Source organism: Salmonella enterica subsp. arizonae (assembly GCF_008692845.1).
Classification (GTDB): Bacteria; Pseudomonadota; Gammaproteobacteria; order Enterobacterales; family Enterobacteriaceae; genus Salmonella; species Salmonella arizonae.
On the sequence record NZ_VXJW01000004.1, the window covers coordinates 350,271 to 366,711 of the forward strand.

Sequence of the window (16,441 nt, forward strand, 5' to 3'; positions counted from 1 at the left end):
TATAGTAAAGCCTTAGCTTTTGTTATACCTGGCGGGATAAACGCCACGACGTTTCAGCGCGCATGTCCCCCTTCTAAAAAAAAGAATCACATCCTCTCACAAGATAAATTTCCCTAAATTTATTTAATTTTATTACTCCTGAACCTGTTTATAGTAGATAACGGTGTTGCACATGTGGCAAAGGGTTTCAAATTAGATCGTCTATTTTTTACAGAACAGGAGTTCATATTGTGAATAATGCTAAAAAAAATATAGCAAAGATATTGCTACTACTTTCTCTTTCCCCTGGTATTTCCGCTCTCGCTAATACTCAAAAGAATAATAACACAACAGATGAACAGTGGTGGATACCTTATAAAAATAGCCAAGCTTTTAATGAGACACTTGATCAATTTGGTCTGACATACCATCAACTGGAAGCATCGCCAGAAAAAGCGCTTTCACGATCTGCTGATGTCAACGATGTTCTTTTCTGGCAAAAACGAACGATGGCCATTTATGCAAATGCTAAAGAGGGTATATATCATATTCCCGTCACTGAACAACATGATAATGGAAGAAGCAGAACCACCACAAACGGGCGTACTCCTGCCTTCTTTACCTATTATTATGCGAATGTAAACGACACCATGACATTGCGCACCGAAAACCAGCCTGACGATGTAAAATGTTATTCTCTGCTTGAGAATAATTATTCAGAACCGCAGGCGGTTGACGCAGTAATGTTAAATCACAATAGTGAAACAAAAATTACGTTTAACCATAAAGGTGTTGTCCTTCTCCAGTGCTGGGGAACCAGTGAAGATGCTTCACTCAAGCACGTTAATACTCTGATTAGTACTCGCGTTATATCCACGACTGCCAGTACACAGCCCGTATTTGTGTTGGGTGTAAATACATTGGATGACTGGAAAAATATTAGCCAGCAGTCCACTCCCAGCGGCCAGACATTATTATTTGATGGTCGAACCCGTTATTACGCAGCGAATAACGTTGGAAAAGCCTCTAAGGATCACAACATAGAGCAGACGCTGCGTGAACATCTTTTGAATACCATTGTCTACGATAAGCTCAACGGCATTGATGGTTCATCGCCAATCAATGAGGCGCTGCGTAGCCTTGATATTGCCTCGTATAACAGTTGCTGCTGGGCTGAGGGCGGAGATGGCAGAATCGGTATTGGTTTTGGCAGTAGCATCCCGACGCAATCCAGTTGGGGCGAATGGCATGAATTCGGCCACCAAAATCAGATGCAATGGTCCTGGAATGGCTTAGGTGAGACGACAGTGAATATCTATTCCATCGCTGCCTGCCGCGCGACACGTGGCGAAGTGGATGTCAAAACATGCCATGAAAATCTGCAATACAATGGATTTCAATGGGACCAGCAGGCCGTCGGTAATTTCCTAAAATCAGGCCAAACCTGGGATTTAGATACAGACACTAACGTTTTCCATCAGCTCATGATGTTTGCACAACTGGAAACCAGTTGGCCGGATCTCTATCCCGCGCTTGGCAAAGCCTACCGTGAAATTAATAATTATTATAACGGCAGCGCTAAAGTGGATTCCAAACAAGAGAAAGTCGATTTCTTTGTGGTTAACGCCAGTAAATATTCCGGTCATGATCTGCGCAAATTCTTTACGCACTGGGGGGTGGATTACTCCACCGATGCTGACAATCAAATTACAGCTATGAATCTACCTCAGGTTATCGAACCTTCAGGGACAGTAAGTGCAACGCTGGAAAAAAGAGCTGACCAAACACAAGTAGAAGCCTATGCCACCATTAAAAATGCAGATACACACTATAACACGGGATTTGTCACTAATACTTCGACTATTGGCCCAACATCTCTGGTGTGGAATGGCGGCCTTTATCAAAGCACGCCTCTGTACGTCCAGGTTGTCGATACCAAAAACCGTAACTTCATTGTCAAACTTTATGGGCAGAGAACGGCAGGTTATTGCGAACCTTACACATTAAACACGGCGGGAGCTTGTAATTCAGGGTCTGATACCACGGTAACGATTCGCTACGACTCCAGTAATAATCAGGATCTGCCTGCCGGTGAATATCACGGCGTATTGCACCTCATTGCCCGCGACTGGCATAACGATAACTGGTCGGAGAATGTAAACTTCAATATCCATATTAATAATTGATCTGCCCTTCCGCTGTATCACGTCGCTGATGCAGCGGAAAATTACTGTCCAATGTCGCCACAATCCGTACAATCCCCCCTATTAAAAATAACATTCCAACGCTGGAGAGTTATGGACACTCGTTTTGTTCAGGCCCATAAAGAAGCGCGCTGGGCGCTGTGGCTGACCCTTTGCTATCTGGCGGCATGGTTAGTGGCCGCTTACTTACCAGGAAGCTCACCGGGGATAACCGGTCTGCCGCACTGGTTCGAGATGGCCTGCTTATTGACGCCGCTGGTCTTTATTTTACTGTGCTGGGCGATGGTAAAATTCATTTATCGCGATATCCCGCTGGAGGATGACGATGCAGCTTGAGGTCATTCTACCGTTGTTAGCCTATCTGGTGGTGGTATTCGGGGTCTCGGTTTACGCCATGCGCAAACGTAGCGCAGGCACCTTTTTAAACGAATATTTTCTCGGCAGCCGTTCGATGGGCGGAATCGTGCTCGCGATGACGCTTACCGCCACCTATATTAGCGCCAGTTCATTTATCGGCGGTCCCGGCGCGGCTTATAAATACGGTTTAGGCTGGGTCTTGCTGGCGATGATCCAGCTTCCCGCCGTCTGGCTTTCACTGGGTATTCTGGGTAAAAAATTCGCGATCCTGGCGCGTCGCTATGATGCCGTCACGCTTAACGATATGCTATTCGCCCGCTACCAAAGCCGCCTGCTGGTATGGCTGGCCAGCCTGAGTCTATTAGTCGCGTTTATTGGCGCAATGACCGTACAATTTATCGGCGGCGCGCGACTGCTGGAAACCGCGGCGGGGATTCCCTACGAAACCGGCCTGCTAATATTTGGCGTCAGTATCGCGCTCTATACGGCGTTTGGCGGCTTTCGCGCCAGCGTACTTAACGATACGCTACAGGGCCTGGTGATGCTGGTCGGCACGATAGTGCTGCTGGTAGGCGTGGTTCATGCGGCGGGGGGTTTAAGCCAGGCAGTTGACACTCTGCACGCCATCGATCCCCAACTGGTGACGCCGCAGGGCGCCGATGACATACTATCTCCCGCCTTTATGACCTCTTTTTGGGTGCTGGTCTGTTTTGGCGTGGTTGGCCTGCCGCATACGGCGGTGCGCTGCATCTCTTATAAAGACAGTAAAGCGGTACACCGCGGCATTATTATCGGTACGATTGTCGTGGCGATGTTAATGTTCGGAATGCACCTTGCCGGCGCGCTGGGTCGTGCGGTGCTTCCGGATCTCACGGTGCCGGATCTGGTGATCCCCACCCTGATGGTGAAAGTCTTGCCGCCGTTTGCCGCTGGGATCTTTCTTGCTGCGCCCATGGCGGCGATCATGTCGACCATTAACGCTCAATTGCTGCAAAGTTCCGCGACGATCATTAAAGATCTCTATCTCAACCTGCGTCCTGAGCAGTTGCAAAACGAGATCCGGCTGAAGCGTATGTCGGCAGCAATTACATTACTGTTAGGCGCGCTGTTGCTGCTGGCTGCGTGGAAACCGCCAGAGATGATCATTTGGCTCAACCTGCTGGCGTTTGGCGGGCTGGAAGCCGTCTTCCTGTGGCCGCTGGTGCTGGGCCTGTACTGGGAGCGGGCAAACGCGGCAGGCGCGTTAAGCGCCATGATCGTTGGCGGCGTGCTCTATGCCCTGCTTGCCACATTTAATATTCAGTACTTGGGCTTTCATCCGATTGTGCCCGCGTTGCTGCTAAGTTTACTGGCTTTTCTGATCGGAAATCGATTCGGTTCCTCCGCTCCGCAAGCCACCGTGTTGTCTACTGATAAATAAAGAGTTTTGCCATGCCATGGATCCAATTGAAACTGAATACCACCGGCGCGAATGCTGAAGCGCTGAGTGATGCGCTGATGGAAGCGGGCGCCGTTTCCATCACCTTTCAGGATACGCACGATACGCCAGTATTTGAGCCGTTGCCGGGCGAAACCCGTCTGTGGGGCGATACCGATGTGATCGGTCTGTTCGACGCCGAAACCGACATGAAAGAGGTTGTCGCTATTCTGGAGCAACATCCGCTGCTGGGCACCGGGTTTGCCCATAAAATCGAACAACTGGAAGATAAAGACTGGGAACGTGAATGGATGGATAATTTCCACCCGATGCGCTTTGGCGAACGCCTGTGGATTTGTCCGAGCTGGCGCGACATCCCGGATGAGAATGCGGTCAACGTGATGCTCGATCCGGGTCTGGCGTTCGGTACGGGTACGCACCCCACCACATCCTTATGCCTGCAATGGCTGGACGGGCTCGATCTTAACGGCAAAACCGTGATCGACTTCGGCTGCGGTTCCGGCATTCTGGCGATTGCCGCGCTGAAGCTGGGGGCGGCAAAGGCGATTGGCGTTGATATCGATCCGCAGGCTATCCAGGCCAGTCGCGATAATGCCGAACGCAACGGCGTGTCTGACCGACTGGAGCTGTACCTACCGAAAGACCAGCCAGACGCTATGAAAGCCGACGTGGTCGTCGCTAACATCCTGGCTGGCCCATTACGCGAACTGGCCCCGTTAATCAGCGTACTGCCCGTTGAGGGCGGTCTGCTGGGGCTTTCAGGTATTCTCGCCAGCCAGGCAGAAAGCGTCTGCGATGCTTACGCCGAGCTTTTCACTCTCGACCCGGTCGTCGAAAAAGAAGAGTGGTGCCGCATTACTGGCCGTAAGAAATAGTTCTTGTCTGCGTGGCCGCCTGGCCACGCTTTTCTCCACACAATTCGCCTTAACGCCTTTCTGCCACTCCGATATAATATTATATAACATATTGATTAATATAATAATTTTCTTAATTAAATTCATCGGATGAATGCATGAAATTACCTCTTTGTACCGCGACATTACTCACACTCTTTTTGCCCCCCCTTTCCGCGTTTGCCGCCATTCAGGAAGAGGCGCATCAGCTTTGCCAGACTGATATAAATCAACCGCCTGGCGATATCCTCTCGACGTCTGAAGTTCACGTCTCCCCGCTGGAAGTGCAGTATATTGATAGTCCCTCTGAATTAGTTAATAACGGTCAACCCCTTCAGGCAAGCATGAAAAGCTTTGCCGCCAATACTATCCGTCTGGATGACCAGCGATATACGCTGGAAGAGTTCCATTTTCATGTTCCGGCTGAAAACACGATTGATGGCAAACGCTACGCCATGGAGTTACACCTGATGCATCGGAATTCGAACGGCGACCTTGCCGTTGTCGCGGTGATATTTACAGAAGGCACGGCAAATAAAACGCTGGAGCGCCTGTGGCAATCTATCCCCACATTGTTAGAAAAGCGTGCAACGTTATTTGCGCCAGTGGATATTAATCAGTTACTACCGGCGGACAAAACGTACTGGCGCTTCAACGGATCGCAGCCATCGCCACTCTGTTTAGAAAATGCCGCCTGGGTTGTTCTGCAGCATCCGCTAACACTCTCTTCAGCGCAGTTGGAAAAATTCGCATGCCGTTCATAAAGATTAAAGCGTGTTTGCTCGCCCCCTACAGTCTGGCAATGGTGAAAAATTACGCGCAACGGGAAAATGATCTTGTCCTGAAACGAGACGGCGATCCCATTCATTTGGGGTAATCCGCTTATAAAAAAGCAGATTATCCCGTTTATCTTATTCCCGGACGAAGAAATAAAGAGAAGTTACGGGAATTTGTAAGCGCGTACAAAACCGCCATCAACAAATAACCATTTGATTTTACTGAATTATAAATTTGTTTTGCCGTTTTTAAACACGATTCATTGATCTACGACAGTGGATTGTTCAAAGTTTGGCCTTTCATCTCGTGCAAAAAATGCGTAATATACGCCGCCTTGCAGTCACAGTATGGTCATTTCTTAACTCATGCGCATCGGACAATATCAGCTCAGAAATCGCCTGATCGCAGCGCCCATGGCTGGCATTACTGACAGACCTTTTCGGACGCTGTGCTATGAGATGGGAGCAGGATTGACGGTATCCGAGATGATGTCTTCTAACCCGCAAGTGTGGGAAAGCGATAAATCTCGTTTACGGATGGTGCACGTTGATGAGCCAGGCATTCGCACGGTGCAAATTGCCGGCGGCTCTCCGGTTGAAATGGCCGATGCCGCACGTATTAACGTGGAAAACGGTGCCCAGATTATTGATATCAATATGGGGTGCCCGGCGAAGAAAGTGAATCGTAAGCTTGCAGGTTCAGCCCTCTTGCAGTACCCGGATTTAGTGAAGTCTATACTCGTCGGGGTCGTAAACGCAGTGGACGTTCCTGTGACTCTCAAGATTCGCACCGGCTGGGCGCCGGAACACCGTAACTGCGTAGAGATTGCCCAACTGGCTGAAGATTGTGGTATTCAGGCTCTGACCATCCATGGCCGCACCCGCGCCTGTTTGTTCAACGGAGACGCTGAATACGATAGTATTCGGGCAGTTAAGCAGGAAGTTTCCATTCCGATTATCGCGAATGGCGACATTACTAACCCGCATAAAGCCAGAGCTGTTCTCGACTATACAGGGGCGGATGCCCTGATGATAGGCCGCGCAGCTCAGGGAAGACCCTGGATCTTTCGGGAAATCCAGCATTATCTGGACACTGGGGAGCTGCTCCCGCCGCTGCCGCTGGCAGAGGTGAAGCGCTTGCTTTGCGCGCATGTTCGGGAACTGCATGACTTTTACGGTCAGGCAAAAGGGTACCGAATCGCGCGTAAACACGTCTCCTGGTATCTCCAGGAGCATGCTCCAAATGACCAGTTTCGGCGCACATTCAACGCTATTGAGGATGCCAGCGAACAGCTGGAGGCGTTGGAGGCATACTTCGAAAATTTTGCGTAAACAGAAATAAAGAGCTGACAGAACTATGTTCGAACAACGCGTAAATTCTGACGTACTGACCGTTTCTACCGTTAACTCTCAGGATCAGGTAACCCAAAAACCCCTGCGTGACTCGGTTAAACAGGCACTGAAGAACTATTTTGCTCAACTAAACGGTCAGGATGTTAATGACCTGTATGAGCTGGTACTGGCTGAAGTAGAACAGCCCCTGTTGGACATGGTGATGCAATACACCCGTGGTAACCAGACCCGTGCTGCTCTGATGATGGGCATCAACCGTGGTACGCTGCGTAAAAAATTAAAAAAATACGGCATGAACTAATTTCGATTAGCTAACTGCTTGTTTAAAAAGGCGCTACTCGGCATGGGGAAGCGCCTTTTTTATACGCACCACATGGAATTTGGTCATGAAAGCGGAATGTGAACCTCAGTACTTTGGCGATGAATCGAAAAAAATTATTCTCGGCGACGCGCTAACAGAACTTAAAAAACTGCCTTCTGAAAGCATTGACTTAATTTTTGCCGATCCGCCGTACAATATCGGAAAAGATTTCGACGGTATGGTGGAATCCTGGGACGAGGCGTCTTTTCTGGCCTGGCTGTATGAATGCGTTGATGAATGCTACCGCGTGCTGAAGAAACACGGCACTATGTATATCATGAACAGCACAGAAAATATGCCGTATATTGATCTCAAATGTCGAACGCTTTTTACCATCAAAAGCCGTATCGTCTGGTCCTATGATAGTTCCGGAGTACAGGCGAAAAAATACTTTGGTTCTATGTATGAACCGATCCTGATGATGGTAAAAGACTCAAAAACCTATACCTTTAACCGTGACGCGATTCTGGTCGAAACCACTACGGGCGCTAAGCGCGCGTTAATTGATTATCGAAAAAACCCGCCCCAACCGTACAATCAGAAAAAAGTGCCGGGCAATGTCTGGTCATTTCCACGCGTACGTTATCTGATGGATGAATATGAAAACCATCCTACGCAAAAACCCAGCGCGCTGCTAAAACGGATCATACTGGCCTCTTCTAACCTGGGCGATACCGTGCTGGATCCTTTCGCAGGTAGTTTTACCACGGGCGCTGTCGCAGCGGCGTCAGGACGTAAGTTTATCGGTATTGAAATCAATAATGAGTACGTAAAAATCGGCCTCAGAAGATTGAGCGTCACTTCGCATTATTCAGAAAATGATCTTGCAAAAGTCAAAAAGAGAAAGACCAAAAACCGGTCAAAAAAACAGAGAAATGCCGTGATAAATGCACGATCTTCAGAGAAGTAAAGGCATCGTAAGTCCGTTTTTCAGCGTCAAAAATTTATGTATATTCCCAATACACATGGGCATGCATGAATACACAGGATTTGACGATGATACGTAAATATTGGTGGCTGGTTGTGTTTGCCGTCTCCGTTTTTCTTTTTGATGCGCTTTTGATGCAATGGATCGAGTTGATGGCGACTGAACAGGATAAGTGTCAGAACATGGATTCTGTTAACCCTCTCAAATTAATCAATTGTACCGACCTGGAGTAGTGAACCGGGCGACTTAACCTATGATTATTTATCGCCTGGCTCTCTTTTATCCCTTATAAAATCAGGGCATTAACACATTTTAAGGATAAAAGAACGGATGATACTGTCTCGTCCTTTTCTTTCCTGCATAACCAATAAGCTAACGATACATGCCGGTTAGTGAGTACAACCACATCCTTGTGGCGGTTTTATTTGCTGTTGCTATTTTTCCATCCTATACCGCATTCAATATGGCCGGACGCTTTGCCGGAAGCGCCAGAATGAGCGCCTGGATATGGCTAATAGGCGGCGGCTTCGCACTGGGCGTCTGTATTTTGGCTATGCATTTTGTCGGGATGCTGGTGATGGATCACGCGATTAACATACGCTTCGATCCTTTCCTCACTGGTTTCTCCATGCCGATCGCACTCGACTCCCCCCTTTTTGCGTTATGGCTGATCAGCGCTGAAAAATTGCGCCTTCGCCGTTTACTGCCGGGCGTGCTGGTGATGAGGCCGGGCATCAGCGCAATGCATTATACCGGGATGGCGGCGCTGCAATTCGCCTCTCTTATCGTCTGGAATAACGCGTGGATCGCGCTTTCGTGAATGAACTCAGCGAGGCAGGCGACGGCGCGACCATTGTTGCGGCTATTGTCGCACAAGCAAAAGCGTTAAATCTGCAAATTGTGGCGAAAGGCGTAGAAAATGAAACGCAGCAACAATTTCTGACTCAATTGGGGTGCCATAAGCTTCAGAGGTTTTTTGTATGGCAAACCGCGCACTGCAGCGAAAATTTCTCGCGATATTCACGATCCCACCAATACATTTGCCAAATCAATATATGATACCAACTCCAAATAATATCATGCTTGTTCTGCCTGATATTCATTCGACACTAACTGTGTCACACCGCCAGTCGGGCTTAGCATTTTTAATACGTTATCGACTAACGCTGGCGCCTGCTTATAAAGATCATAACTTGCGGGATTCATTAACCAGTTCTTTACTATTCCGCTAAAACTACCGTGCAGAATAATTAATATGACGTCTAAATCAAGACTGCCCGAGATCAACTTTTTATCCATACATCGCTGCAATACTTCAAGCAGCGTCTGATGATGGAAACCAATCTTTTCACGAATAGTCTGCTCTGATATCATACCGTTATGAAACTCACATTTATGATATAAAATCTGCATTAATGCCTGCTGGCGAGGAACTGCCGCAATATATTGTAAGGCAGCAATCAATCTCTCACGTAAATCCTGTAAAGGATTATCATTCCAGCATCCTGTAAGCCTATCCTGAATAAGCTCACGTAAAGGCGGTTGCTGTAACCAAACCTCGTTAAACAACTGCGTTTTATTCTCAAAGTGCCAGTAGATGGCTCCCCGCGTGACCTCAGCGGCATCAGCGATATCGTTTAGCGTCGTATTGGCAACGCCGCGCAAAGCGAACTGCACAATAGCGGTTTCAATCAGATGTTGCCGTGTTTTAAGCGCATCCGCCTTCGTTTTCTTCGCCATAATTAAACTATCCTGGACCATAAAAACGATAAATACGCTGATAAAACATTCAGCGCAAAAAACAACTTTACCATGTCCTTTTTAGCCAGACGAGAGACAACCGTTTTAATTTCGCACAATATCACCAATTAATAATAATAATAAATGATTTAGCTAAATATATTCACATAAAATATGTATTTATAATTATGTTATTCGACATCATATTTTTACTAATAGGGACATTATGAGAAAGCAAAGAATGGTTCTTTTTTTTGCTTTTATGTGCCGTGAACCACATCCCAAAATAAGTATTGCTTACATCACAAGCTAATAATTTGTAGGATACCGACTGCTATTCTATTTTTCGCGCGTTAACGCCTTACCGTTATCCGGTAAATAACGAGCTTTCGGTTTTTTAAGGAACAGTAATGACGAAACATGCCAGGTTTTCACTCCTGCCCTCATTCATCATATTCTCTGCTGCGTTGCTGGCCGGTTGTAACGACCAGGGAGATACCCAAGCTCATCCCGGCGAGCCGCAAGTCACCATCGATGTGGTCGAAACAGCGCCGTTAGCCGTAACGACCGAACTTCCCGGACGGACGTCTGCATTTCGCATTGCGGAGGTTCGCCCCCAAGTGAGCGGGATCGTGCTTAAAAGAAATTTCACCGAAGGTAGCGATGTAGAAGCCGGGCAGTCGCTTTATCAAATCGATCCTGCCACTTATCAGGCCGATTATGACAGCGCCAAAGGCGAACTTGCTAAAAGCGAAGCGGCTGCGGCTATCGCGCACCTGACGGTCAAACGCTATGTTCCGCTGGTCGGCACAAAATATATCAGTCAACAGGAATATGATCAGGCGCTTGCCGACGCCCGTCAGTCCGATGCCGCCGTTGTTGCGGCGAAAGCCGCTGTAGAAAGCGCTCGTATTAACCTCGCGTATACTAAAGTCACCTCTCCCATCAGCGGACGTATAGGAAAATCTAACGTGACTGAAGGCGCGTTGGTGACTAACGGCCAGTCAACTGAACTGGCTACCGTACAGCAACTCGACCCGATTTATGTCGACGTTACGCAATCAAGCAACGACTTTATGCGACTCAGGCAATCCGTCGAACAAGGTAGTCTGCATAAAGATAGCGCCAGTAGCACCGTTGAGCTGGTAATGGAAAATGGTCAGGTCTACCCGCTTAAAGGCACGCTGCAATTTTCCGACGTTACCGTAGATGAAAGCACCGGCTCTATCACGCTCAGGGCAGTTTTCCCCAACCCACAGCACAGCTTGCTTCCCGGTATGTTTGTCCGCGCCCGCATTGATGAAGGCGTCCAGCCTAATGCCATCCTTGTCCCCCAACAGGGGGTGACCCGCACGCCGCGCGGCGACGCAATGGTGATGGTGGTTAACGATAAAAGCCAGGTCGAGGCCCGTAACGTCGTGGCGGCACAGGCTATCGGTGATAAGTGGCTCATTAGCGAAGGGTTAAAACCGGGCGATAAAGTCATTGTCAGCGGCTTACAAAAAGCGCGACCGGGCGTCAAGGTGAAAGCTACTACCGATGCTCCGACAACGAAAAAGGCGCAATAAGGTAACCGTACATGGCAAACTTCTTTATTAGACGTCCGATTTTCGCCTGGGTTCTGGCCATTATCCTGATGATGGCGGGCGCTCTGGCCATAATGCAACTTCCCGTTGCGCAGTATCCAACCATTGCGCCGCCAGCGGTTTCTATTTCTGCGACCTATCCGGGCGCAGATGCACAGACGGTACAGGATACGGTTACTCAGGTTATCGAACAAAATATGAACGGTATCGATAACCTGATGTATATGTCCTCTACCAGTGACTCTGCCGGTAGCGTGACCATCACCCTAACTTTCCAGTCCGGGACCGATCCAGATATTGCGCAGGTTCAGGTGCAAAATAAATTGCAGCTCGCCACGCCTTTACTGCCACAAGAAGTCCAGCAGCAAGGGATTAGCGTTGAAAAATCCAGCAGCAGCTTTTTGATGGTCGCCGGGTTCATCTCAGATAATCCGAACACCACCCAGGACGACATTTCTGACTATGTAGCCTCGAACATTAAGGATTCTATCAGCCGTCTGAATGGTGTGGGCGACGTTCAGCTATTCGGTGCCCAGTACGCCATGCGCATCTGGCTGGATGCGAATCTGCTAAATAAATACCAGCTCACGCCGGTTGACGTCATCAGTCAGTTAAAAGTGCAAAATGACCAGATTGCGGCTGGTCAACTGGGCGGTACGCCAGCATTACCGGGCCAGCAGCTTAACGCCTCAATCATCGCCCAAACGCGCCTGAAAGATCCGCAAGAGTTCGGTAAAGTTACGTTACGCGTCAATACCAACGGTTCTGTCGTCCATCTCAAAGATGTCGCGCGCATTGAGCTTGGCGGTGAAAACTATAATGTTGTCGCGCGCATTAACGGCAAACCGGCCTCCGGTCTCGGTATTAAACTGGCGACTGGCGCTAACGCGCTGGATACCGCAACCGCAATCAAAGCAAAACTGGCGGAGCTGCAACCTTTCTTCCCTCAGGGAATGCAGGTTGTTTATCCCTATGACACAACGCCCTTCGTAAAAATATCTATTCACGAAGTAGTAAAAACGCTGTTTGAAGCGATAATTCTGGTATTCTTGGTAATGTTTCTGTTTTTACAGAATATCCGGGCTACCCTGATTCCTACCATTGCTGTTCCCGTCGTGTTGTTAGGCACTTTTGCGATACTCGCCGCCTTTGGCTATTCCATCAATACCCTGACGATGTTCGGCATGGTACTGGCGATAGGGCTATTGGTTGACGATGCGATAGTGGTCGTAGAAAATGTTGAACGTGTGATGATGGAGGATAACCTCTCTCCCCGAGAGGCGACGGAAAAATCAATGTCGCAGATTCAGGGAGCGCTGGTGGGTATCGCGATGGTACTATCTGCAGTATTTATCCCGATGGCCTTTTTTGGCGGCTCTACTGGGGCAATTTATCGCCAGTTCTCTATTACAATTGTTTCAGCAATGGCGCTATCCGTTCTGGTTGCGCTGATTCTGACGCCTGCACTGTGCGCTACGCTGCTTAAACCCGTATCTGCTGAACATCACGAGAAAAAAAGCGGCTTCTTTGGCTGGTTCAACGCCAAATTTGACCATAGCGTTAACCACTATACCAACAGCGTTAGCGGTATCGTGCGTAATACGGGTCGCTATCTCATTATCTATCTACTTATTGTCGTCGGAATGGCGGTTCTGTTTTTACGCCTTCCGACCTCCTTCCTGCCGGAAGAAGATCAGGGGGTATTCCTGACCATGATTCAGCTCCCCTCTGGCGCTACGCAAGAACGTACGCAGAAAGTGCTGGATCAAGTCACTCATTACTACCTGAATAATGAAAAAGCGAACGTCGAAAGCGTGTTTACCGTAAACGGCTTTAGCTTTAGCGGTCAGGGACAAAACTCAGGGATGGCATTTGTCAGCCTTAAACCCTGGGAAGAGCGTAACGGTGAAGAAAATAGCGTCGAAGCCGTTATCGCCAGAGCGACACGCGCCTTCAGCCAGATTCGCGACGGGTTGGTGTTCCCCTTCAACATGCCGGCAATTGTCGAGTTAGGTACCGCGACAGGTTTCGACTTTGAACTGATTGATCAGGGAGGACTCGGTCACGATGCGTTAACAAAAGCGCGTAATCAACTCCTGGGTATGGTCGCGAAGCATCCTGATCTATTAGTGCGCGTACGCCCGAACGGGCTGGAAGACACGCCACAGTTCAAGCTGGATGTCGATCAAGAAAAAGCGCAGGCGCTCGGTGTTTCACTGTCTGATATCAACGAAACCATCTCCGCGGCGTTGGGCGGCTATTACGTTAACGACTTTATCGATCGCGGACGAGTGAAAAAAGTATACGTTCAGGCTGACGCTCAGTTCCGTATGCTGCCGGAAGATATCAACAATCTCTATGTACGCAGCGCCAATGGCGAGATGGTTCCCTTTTCTACCTTTAGCTCCGCACGGTGGATTTATGGTTCGCCACGTCTGGAACGCTATAACGGGATGCCATCAATGGAACTGCTCGGCGAAGCAGCGCCCGGACGAAGTACCGGTGAAGCAATGGCGTTAATGGAAAACCTGGCCTCGCGGCTACCAAACGGTATTGGCTATGACTGGACAGGTATGTCGTATCAGGAAAGATTGTCAGGTAACCAGGCACCGGCACTGTACGCAATCTCACTCATCGTCGTTTTCCTCTGCCTTGCCGCACTGTATGAAAGCTGGTCAATTCCGTTCTCGGTAATGCTGGTTGTACCGCTCGGCGTGGTTGGCGCCCTGCTTGCAGCGTCATTACGCGGCCTGAACAATGATGTTTACTTCCAGGTTGGTTTGTTAACCACTATCGGCCTTTCTGCTAAAAACGCCATCCTGATTGTCGAGTTCGCCAAAGATCTCATGGAAAAAGAAGGACGTGGACTGATCGAAGCGACGCTGGAAGCATCCCGTATGCGTTTACGTCCTATTCTAATGACCTCTCTGGCCTTTATTCTCGGGGTAATGCCGTTGGTTATCAGTCGTGGCGCAGGTAGTGGGGCACAGAACGCAGTAGGTACAGGGGTTATGGGGGGAATGTTAACCGCAACCTTATTAGCTATCTTCTTCGTGCCAGTATTCTTTGTTGTTGTAAAACGCCGATTTAATCGCCATCATGATTAACCGGTAAACAGAGGCGTCTTCGGACGCTTTTTTAGACGGTACGTCTTTAGCTCCGTTATTCTCCCCTCTCCGCTTATATCTATATTCTCCATAGTTTTTACAATCCACATAAATTGAGATTATTCCTCATGTCAGTCATTTTTCATGTGGTGGTAAAATAACCCTCGTTTTCGCAGCGGTTAGAGCCAGCATTTACGTTGCTGTACTTCGCGAAACGCCGATTAATGAGGTAATACCATGAAAAGACTAATTCCAGTTGCATTGCTTACCACCCTGTTGGCAGGTTGTGCACATGACTCTCCCTGCGTACCGGTTTATGATGATCAAGGGCGACTGGTACATACCAATACATGTATGAAAGGTACAACGCAGGATAACTGGGAGACAGCAGGCGCTATTGCTGGCGGCGCTGCAGCGGTAGCAGGATTGACAATGGGTATCATTGCCCTTTCTAAATGATACATGCAGGCGCGGGCAATGCCGCGCTTTCAAAATAAAACAGAATATTCAATATAAAGGTCGAAAGAATACCCTACTGTATAGTCTGTTCAGACTACCCCCGTAACTTATTGCGAGCAAAGTTACTTTTTTAGTATTTGCCAATCCCGGTTCTATTACCTGTCCAATACAGACAAAATTGTAGCCTGATGGAATCATAAGCCACATTAAAAGCACGCTTAGTACTGTAAGCTTTAGTACTCAGCAAATATTTCCATTATTTATTAGACGCATAAGTAAAAATCGTTTACGTATCAACATCAGTATGGTTCACATTCGATGATTCCGGCTGGTATATGATGGGAAATCATATTTATTAAAACGTTTTTTATCTGCTCTACGAGGATGCTATAAACCAAATATCAGTCATGTCTATGCCGATATCCAGGAGCATTTTTCACAGTGAGATAAACGCAAAAAGGCCTAATCTTTCGATTAGGCCTTTTGCTTTATTTGATGTCTGGCAGTTCCCTACTCTCGCATGGGGAGACCCCACACTACCATCGGCGCTACGGCGTTTCACTTCTGAGTTCGGCATGGGGTCAGGTGGGACCACCGCGCTACGGCCGCCAGACAAATTCTTTTTTAAATACCGAACATTAACCGTATTAAGTGGTGCTGATACCCAGAGTCGAACTGGGGACCTCACCCTTACCAAGGGTGCGCTCTACCAACTGAGCCATATCAGCACACTAAATTTGATGCCTGGCAGTTCCCTACTCTCGCATGGGGAGACCCCACACTACCATCGGCGCTACGGCGTTTCACTTCTGAGTTCGGCATGGGGTCAGGTGGGACCACCGCGCTACGGCCGCCAGGCAAATTCTGTTGCCAGAAACGAATCTTTTACACCGATGCTGCGTTGGCTGCATTCGCAAAGTCAGTCACATACTTCAGTATGCTCCTTCCTTTCCTTCGCTTGCCGCCTTGCCTCAGCGTAACATCTTTCGTTCCCGAAAATCTGTAATCAATGCTGAAAATCGTCTCTCAATCCGCCAAAACATCTTCGGCGTTGTAAGGTTAAGCCTCACGGTTCATTAGTACCGGTTAGCTCAACGCATCGCTGCGCTTACACACCCGGCCTATCAACGTCGTCGTCTTCAACGTTCCTTCAGGAGACTTGTAGTCTCAGGGAGAACTCATCTCGGGGCAAGTTTCGTGCTTAGATGCTTTCAGCACTTATCTCTTCCGCATTTAGCTACCGGGCAGTGCCATTGGCAT

Annotated in this window: 14 protein-coding genes, 1 tRNA gene, 3 rRNA genes and 1 pseudogene; 14 read left to right on the forward strand and 5 right to left on the reverse strand. The window is 48.5% G+C overall.

Going from position 1 to position 16,441, the window contains the following annotated elements; genetic code table 11:
- Positions 1-230 precede the first annotated feature (230 nt).
- From F4V61_RS10750 to F4V61_RS22840, 11 genes and pseudogenes are all read left to right on the forward strand, one after another.
- A complete protein-coding gene (locus tag F4V61_RS10750; protein ID WP_079828540.1) occupies positions 231-2,165 on the forward strand; it encodes a M60 family metallopeptidase in 1,935 nt (644 codons plus the stop codon).
- A gap of 111 nt (positions 2,166-2,276) precedes the next feature.
- Positions 2,277-2,519 (forward strand): YhdT family protein, encoded by a 243-nt coding sequence (locus tag F4V61_RS10755; RefSeq protein ID WP_000381178.1) that lies wholly within the window; start codon positions 2,277-2,279, stop codon positions 2,517-2,519.
- The gene (panF, locus tag F4V61_RS10760) at positions 2,509-3,960 is read left to right on the forward strand and encodes a sodium/pantothenate symporter (protein WP_058115518.1); all 1,452 of its coding nucleotides are present in this window, start codon (positions 2,509-2,511) and stop codon (positions 3,958-3,960) included. The genes F4V61_RS10755 and panF overlap by 11 nt, the downstream gene beginning before the upstream one ends.
- An 11-nt stretch (positions 3,961-3,971) precedes the next feature.
- Positions 3,972-4,853 (forward strand): 50S ribosomal protein L11 methyltransferase, encoded by an 882-nt coding sequence (gene prmA / locus F4V61_RS10765; RefSeq protein ID WP_058345481.1) that lies wholly within the window; start codon positions 3,972-3,974, stop codon positions 4,851-4,853.
- 137 nt (positions 4,854-4,990) lie between these two features.
- On the forward strand, positions 4,991-5,635 hold the full coding sequence (locus F4V61_RS10770) for a carbonic anhydrase family protein (protein ID WP_077916601.1): 645 nt from the start codon (positions 4,991-4,993) through the stop codon (positions 5,633-5,635).
- Positions 5,636-6,013: 378 nt separating this feature from the next.
- Positions 6,014-6,979, forward strand: a complete 966-nt coding sequence (gene dusB, locus F4V61_RS10775; RefSeq protein WP_038397517.1) for a tRNA dihydrouridine synthase DusB — start codon at positions 6,014-6,016, stop codon at positions 6,977-6,979.
- Positions 6,980-7,004: 25 nt separating this feature from the next.
- Entirely contained in the window at positions 7,005-7,301 is a 297-nt protein-coding gene (gene fis, locus F4V61_RS10780; RefSeq protein ID WP_000462905.1) for a DNA-binding transcriptional regulator Fis, read from the forward strand.
- An 85-nt stretch (positions 7,302-7,386) separates the two neighbouring features.
- Positions 7,387-8,271: an adenine-specific DNA-methyltransferase gene (gene yhdJ, locus F4V61_RS10785; protein WP_000642615.1), complete on the forward strand. Its 885-nt coding sequence runs from the start codon at positions 7,387-7,389 to the stop codon at positions 8,269-8,271.
- Between the two features lie 86 nt (positions 8,272-8,357).
- Positions 8,358-8,522 (forward strand): DUF2556 family protein, encoded by a 165-nt coding sequence (locus tag F4V61_RS10790; RefSeq protein WP_080161201.1) that lies wholly within the window; start codon positions 8,358-8,360, stop codon positions 8,520-8,522.
- Positions 8,523-8,671: 149 nt separating this feature from the next.
- Positions 8,672-9,106, forward strand: a pseudogene (locus tag F4V61_RS10795) (MHYT domain-containing protein); the annotation flags it as partial.
- On the forward strand, positions 9,106-9,348 hold the full coding sequence (locus tag F4V61_RS22840; protein WP_170243777.1) for an EAL domain-containing protein: 243 nt from the start codon (positions 9,106-9,108) through the stop codon (positions 9,346-9,348). The pseudogene F4V61_RS10795 and the gene F4V61_RS22840, both read left to right, overlap by 1 nt.
- Before the next feature lie 18 nt (positions 9,349-9,366).
- On the opposite strand, the gene envR is transcribed toward F4V61_RS22840, so the two are convergent.
- Positions 9,367-10,029, reverse strand: coding sequence for an acrEF/envCD operon transcriptional regulator (envR, locus tag F4V61_RS10805; protein ID WP_058345485.1), 663 nt, complete (start codon positions 10,027-10,029; stop codon positions 9,367-9,369).
- A 410-nt stretch (positions 10,030-10,439) separates the two neighbouring features.
- Between envR and F4V61_RS10810 the strand changes: the two genes are divergently transcribed.
- The 3 genes from F4V61_RS10810 (at position 10,440) to F4V61_RS10820 (ending at position 15,181) form a co-directional block, all read left to right on the forward strand.
- On the forward strand, positions 10,440-11,597 hold the full coding sequence (locus F4V61_RS10810; protein WP_079781847.1) for an efflux RND transporter periplasmic adaptor subunit: 1,158 nt from the start codon (positions 10,440-10,442) through the stop codon (positions 11,595-11,597).
- Between the two features lie 11 nt (positions 11,598-11,608).
- The gene (locus tag F4V61_RS10815; RefSeq protein WP_079835941.1) at positions 11,609-14,722 is read left to right on the forward strand and encodes an efflux RND transporter permease subunit; all 3,114 of its coding nucleotides are present in this window, start codon (positions 11,609-11,611) and stop codon (positions 14,720-14,722) included.
- Positions 14,723-14,959: 237 nt separating this feature from the next.
- The gene (locus tag F4V61_RS10820; protein WP_000825645.1) at positions 14,960-15,181 is read left to right on the forward strand and encodes a membrane protein; all 222 of its coding nucleotides are present in this window, start codon (positions 14,960-14,962) and stop codon (positions 15,179-15,181) included.
- A gap of 497 nt (positions 15,182-15,678) precedes the next feature.
- Here the strand turns inward: F4V61_RS10820 and rrf (F4V61_RS10825) are convergent.
- The 4 genes from rrf (F4V61_RS10825) to F4V61_RS10840 form a co-directional block, all read right to left on the reverse strand.
- Positions 15,679-15,794: ribosomal RNA gene (rrf, locus tag F4V61_RS10825) — 5S ribosomal RNA — on the reverse strand.
- A 39-nt stretch (positions 15,795-15,833) separates the two neighbouring features.
- Positions 15,834-15,909, reverse strand: a tRNA-Thr gene (locus F4V61_RS10830).
- 14 nt (positions 15,910-15,923) lie between these two features.
- Positions 15,924-16,039: ribosomal RNA gene (gene rrf, locus F4V61_RS10835) — 5S ribosomal RNA — on the reverse strand.
- 197 nt (positions 16,040-16,236) lie between these two features.
- Positions 16,237-16,441: ribosomal RNA gene (locus tag F4V61_RS10840) — 23S ribosomal RNA — on the reverse strand; the annotation flags it as partial.

Coding starts and splice junctions, on each gene's coding strand:
- prmA (WP_058345481.1), top strand. CDS start 3,972: ATGCCATGGATCCAATTGAAACTGAATACCACCGGCGCGAATGCTGAA.
- F4V61_RS10810 (WP_079781847.1), top strand. CDS start 10,440: ATGACGAAACATGCCAGGTTTTCACTCCTGCCCTCATTCATCATATTC.
- F4V61_RS10755 (WP_000381178.1), top strand. CDS start 2,277: ATGGACACTCGTTTTGTTCAGGCCCATAAAGAAGCGCGCTGGGCGCTG.
- F4V61_RS10770 (WP_077916601.1), top strand. CDS start 4,991: ATGAAATTACCTCTTTGTACCGCGACATTACTCACACTCTTTTTGCCC.
- F4V61_RS10820 (WP_000825645.1), top strand. CDS start 14,960: ATGAAAAGACTAATTCCAGTTGCATTGCTTACCACCCTGTTGGCAGGT.
- F4V61_RS10790 (WP_080161201.1), top strand. CDS start 8,358: ATGATACGTAAATATTGGTGGCTGGTTGTGTTTGCCGTCTCCGTTTTT.
- F4V61_RS10815 (WP_079835941.1), top strand. CDS start 11,609: ATGGCAAACTTCTTTATTAGACGTCCGATTTTCGCCTGGGTTCTGGCC.
- yhdJ (WP_000642615.1), top strand. CDS start 7,387: ATGAAAGCGGAATGTGAACCTCAGTACTTTGGCGATGAATCGAAAAAA.
- envR (WP_058345485.1), bottom strand. CDS start 10,029: ATGGCGAAGAAAACGAAGGCGGATGCGCTTAAAACACGGCAACATCTG.
- fis (WP_000462905.1), top strand. CDS start 7,005: ATGTTCGAACAACGCGTAAATTCTGACGTACTGACCGTTTCTACCGTT.
- dusB (WP_038397517.1), top strand. CDS start 6,014: ATGCGCATCGGACAATATCAGCTCAGAAATCGCCTGATCGCAGCGCCC.
- panF (WP_058115518.1), top strand. CDS start 2,509: ATGCAGCTTGAGGTCATTCTACCGTTGTTAGCCTATCTGGTGGTGGTA.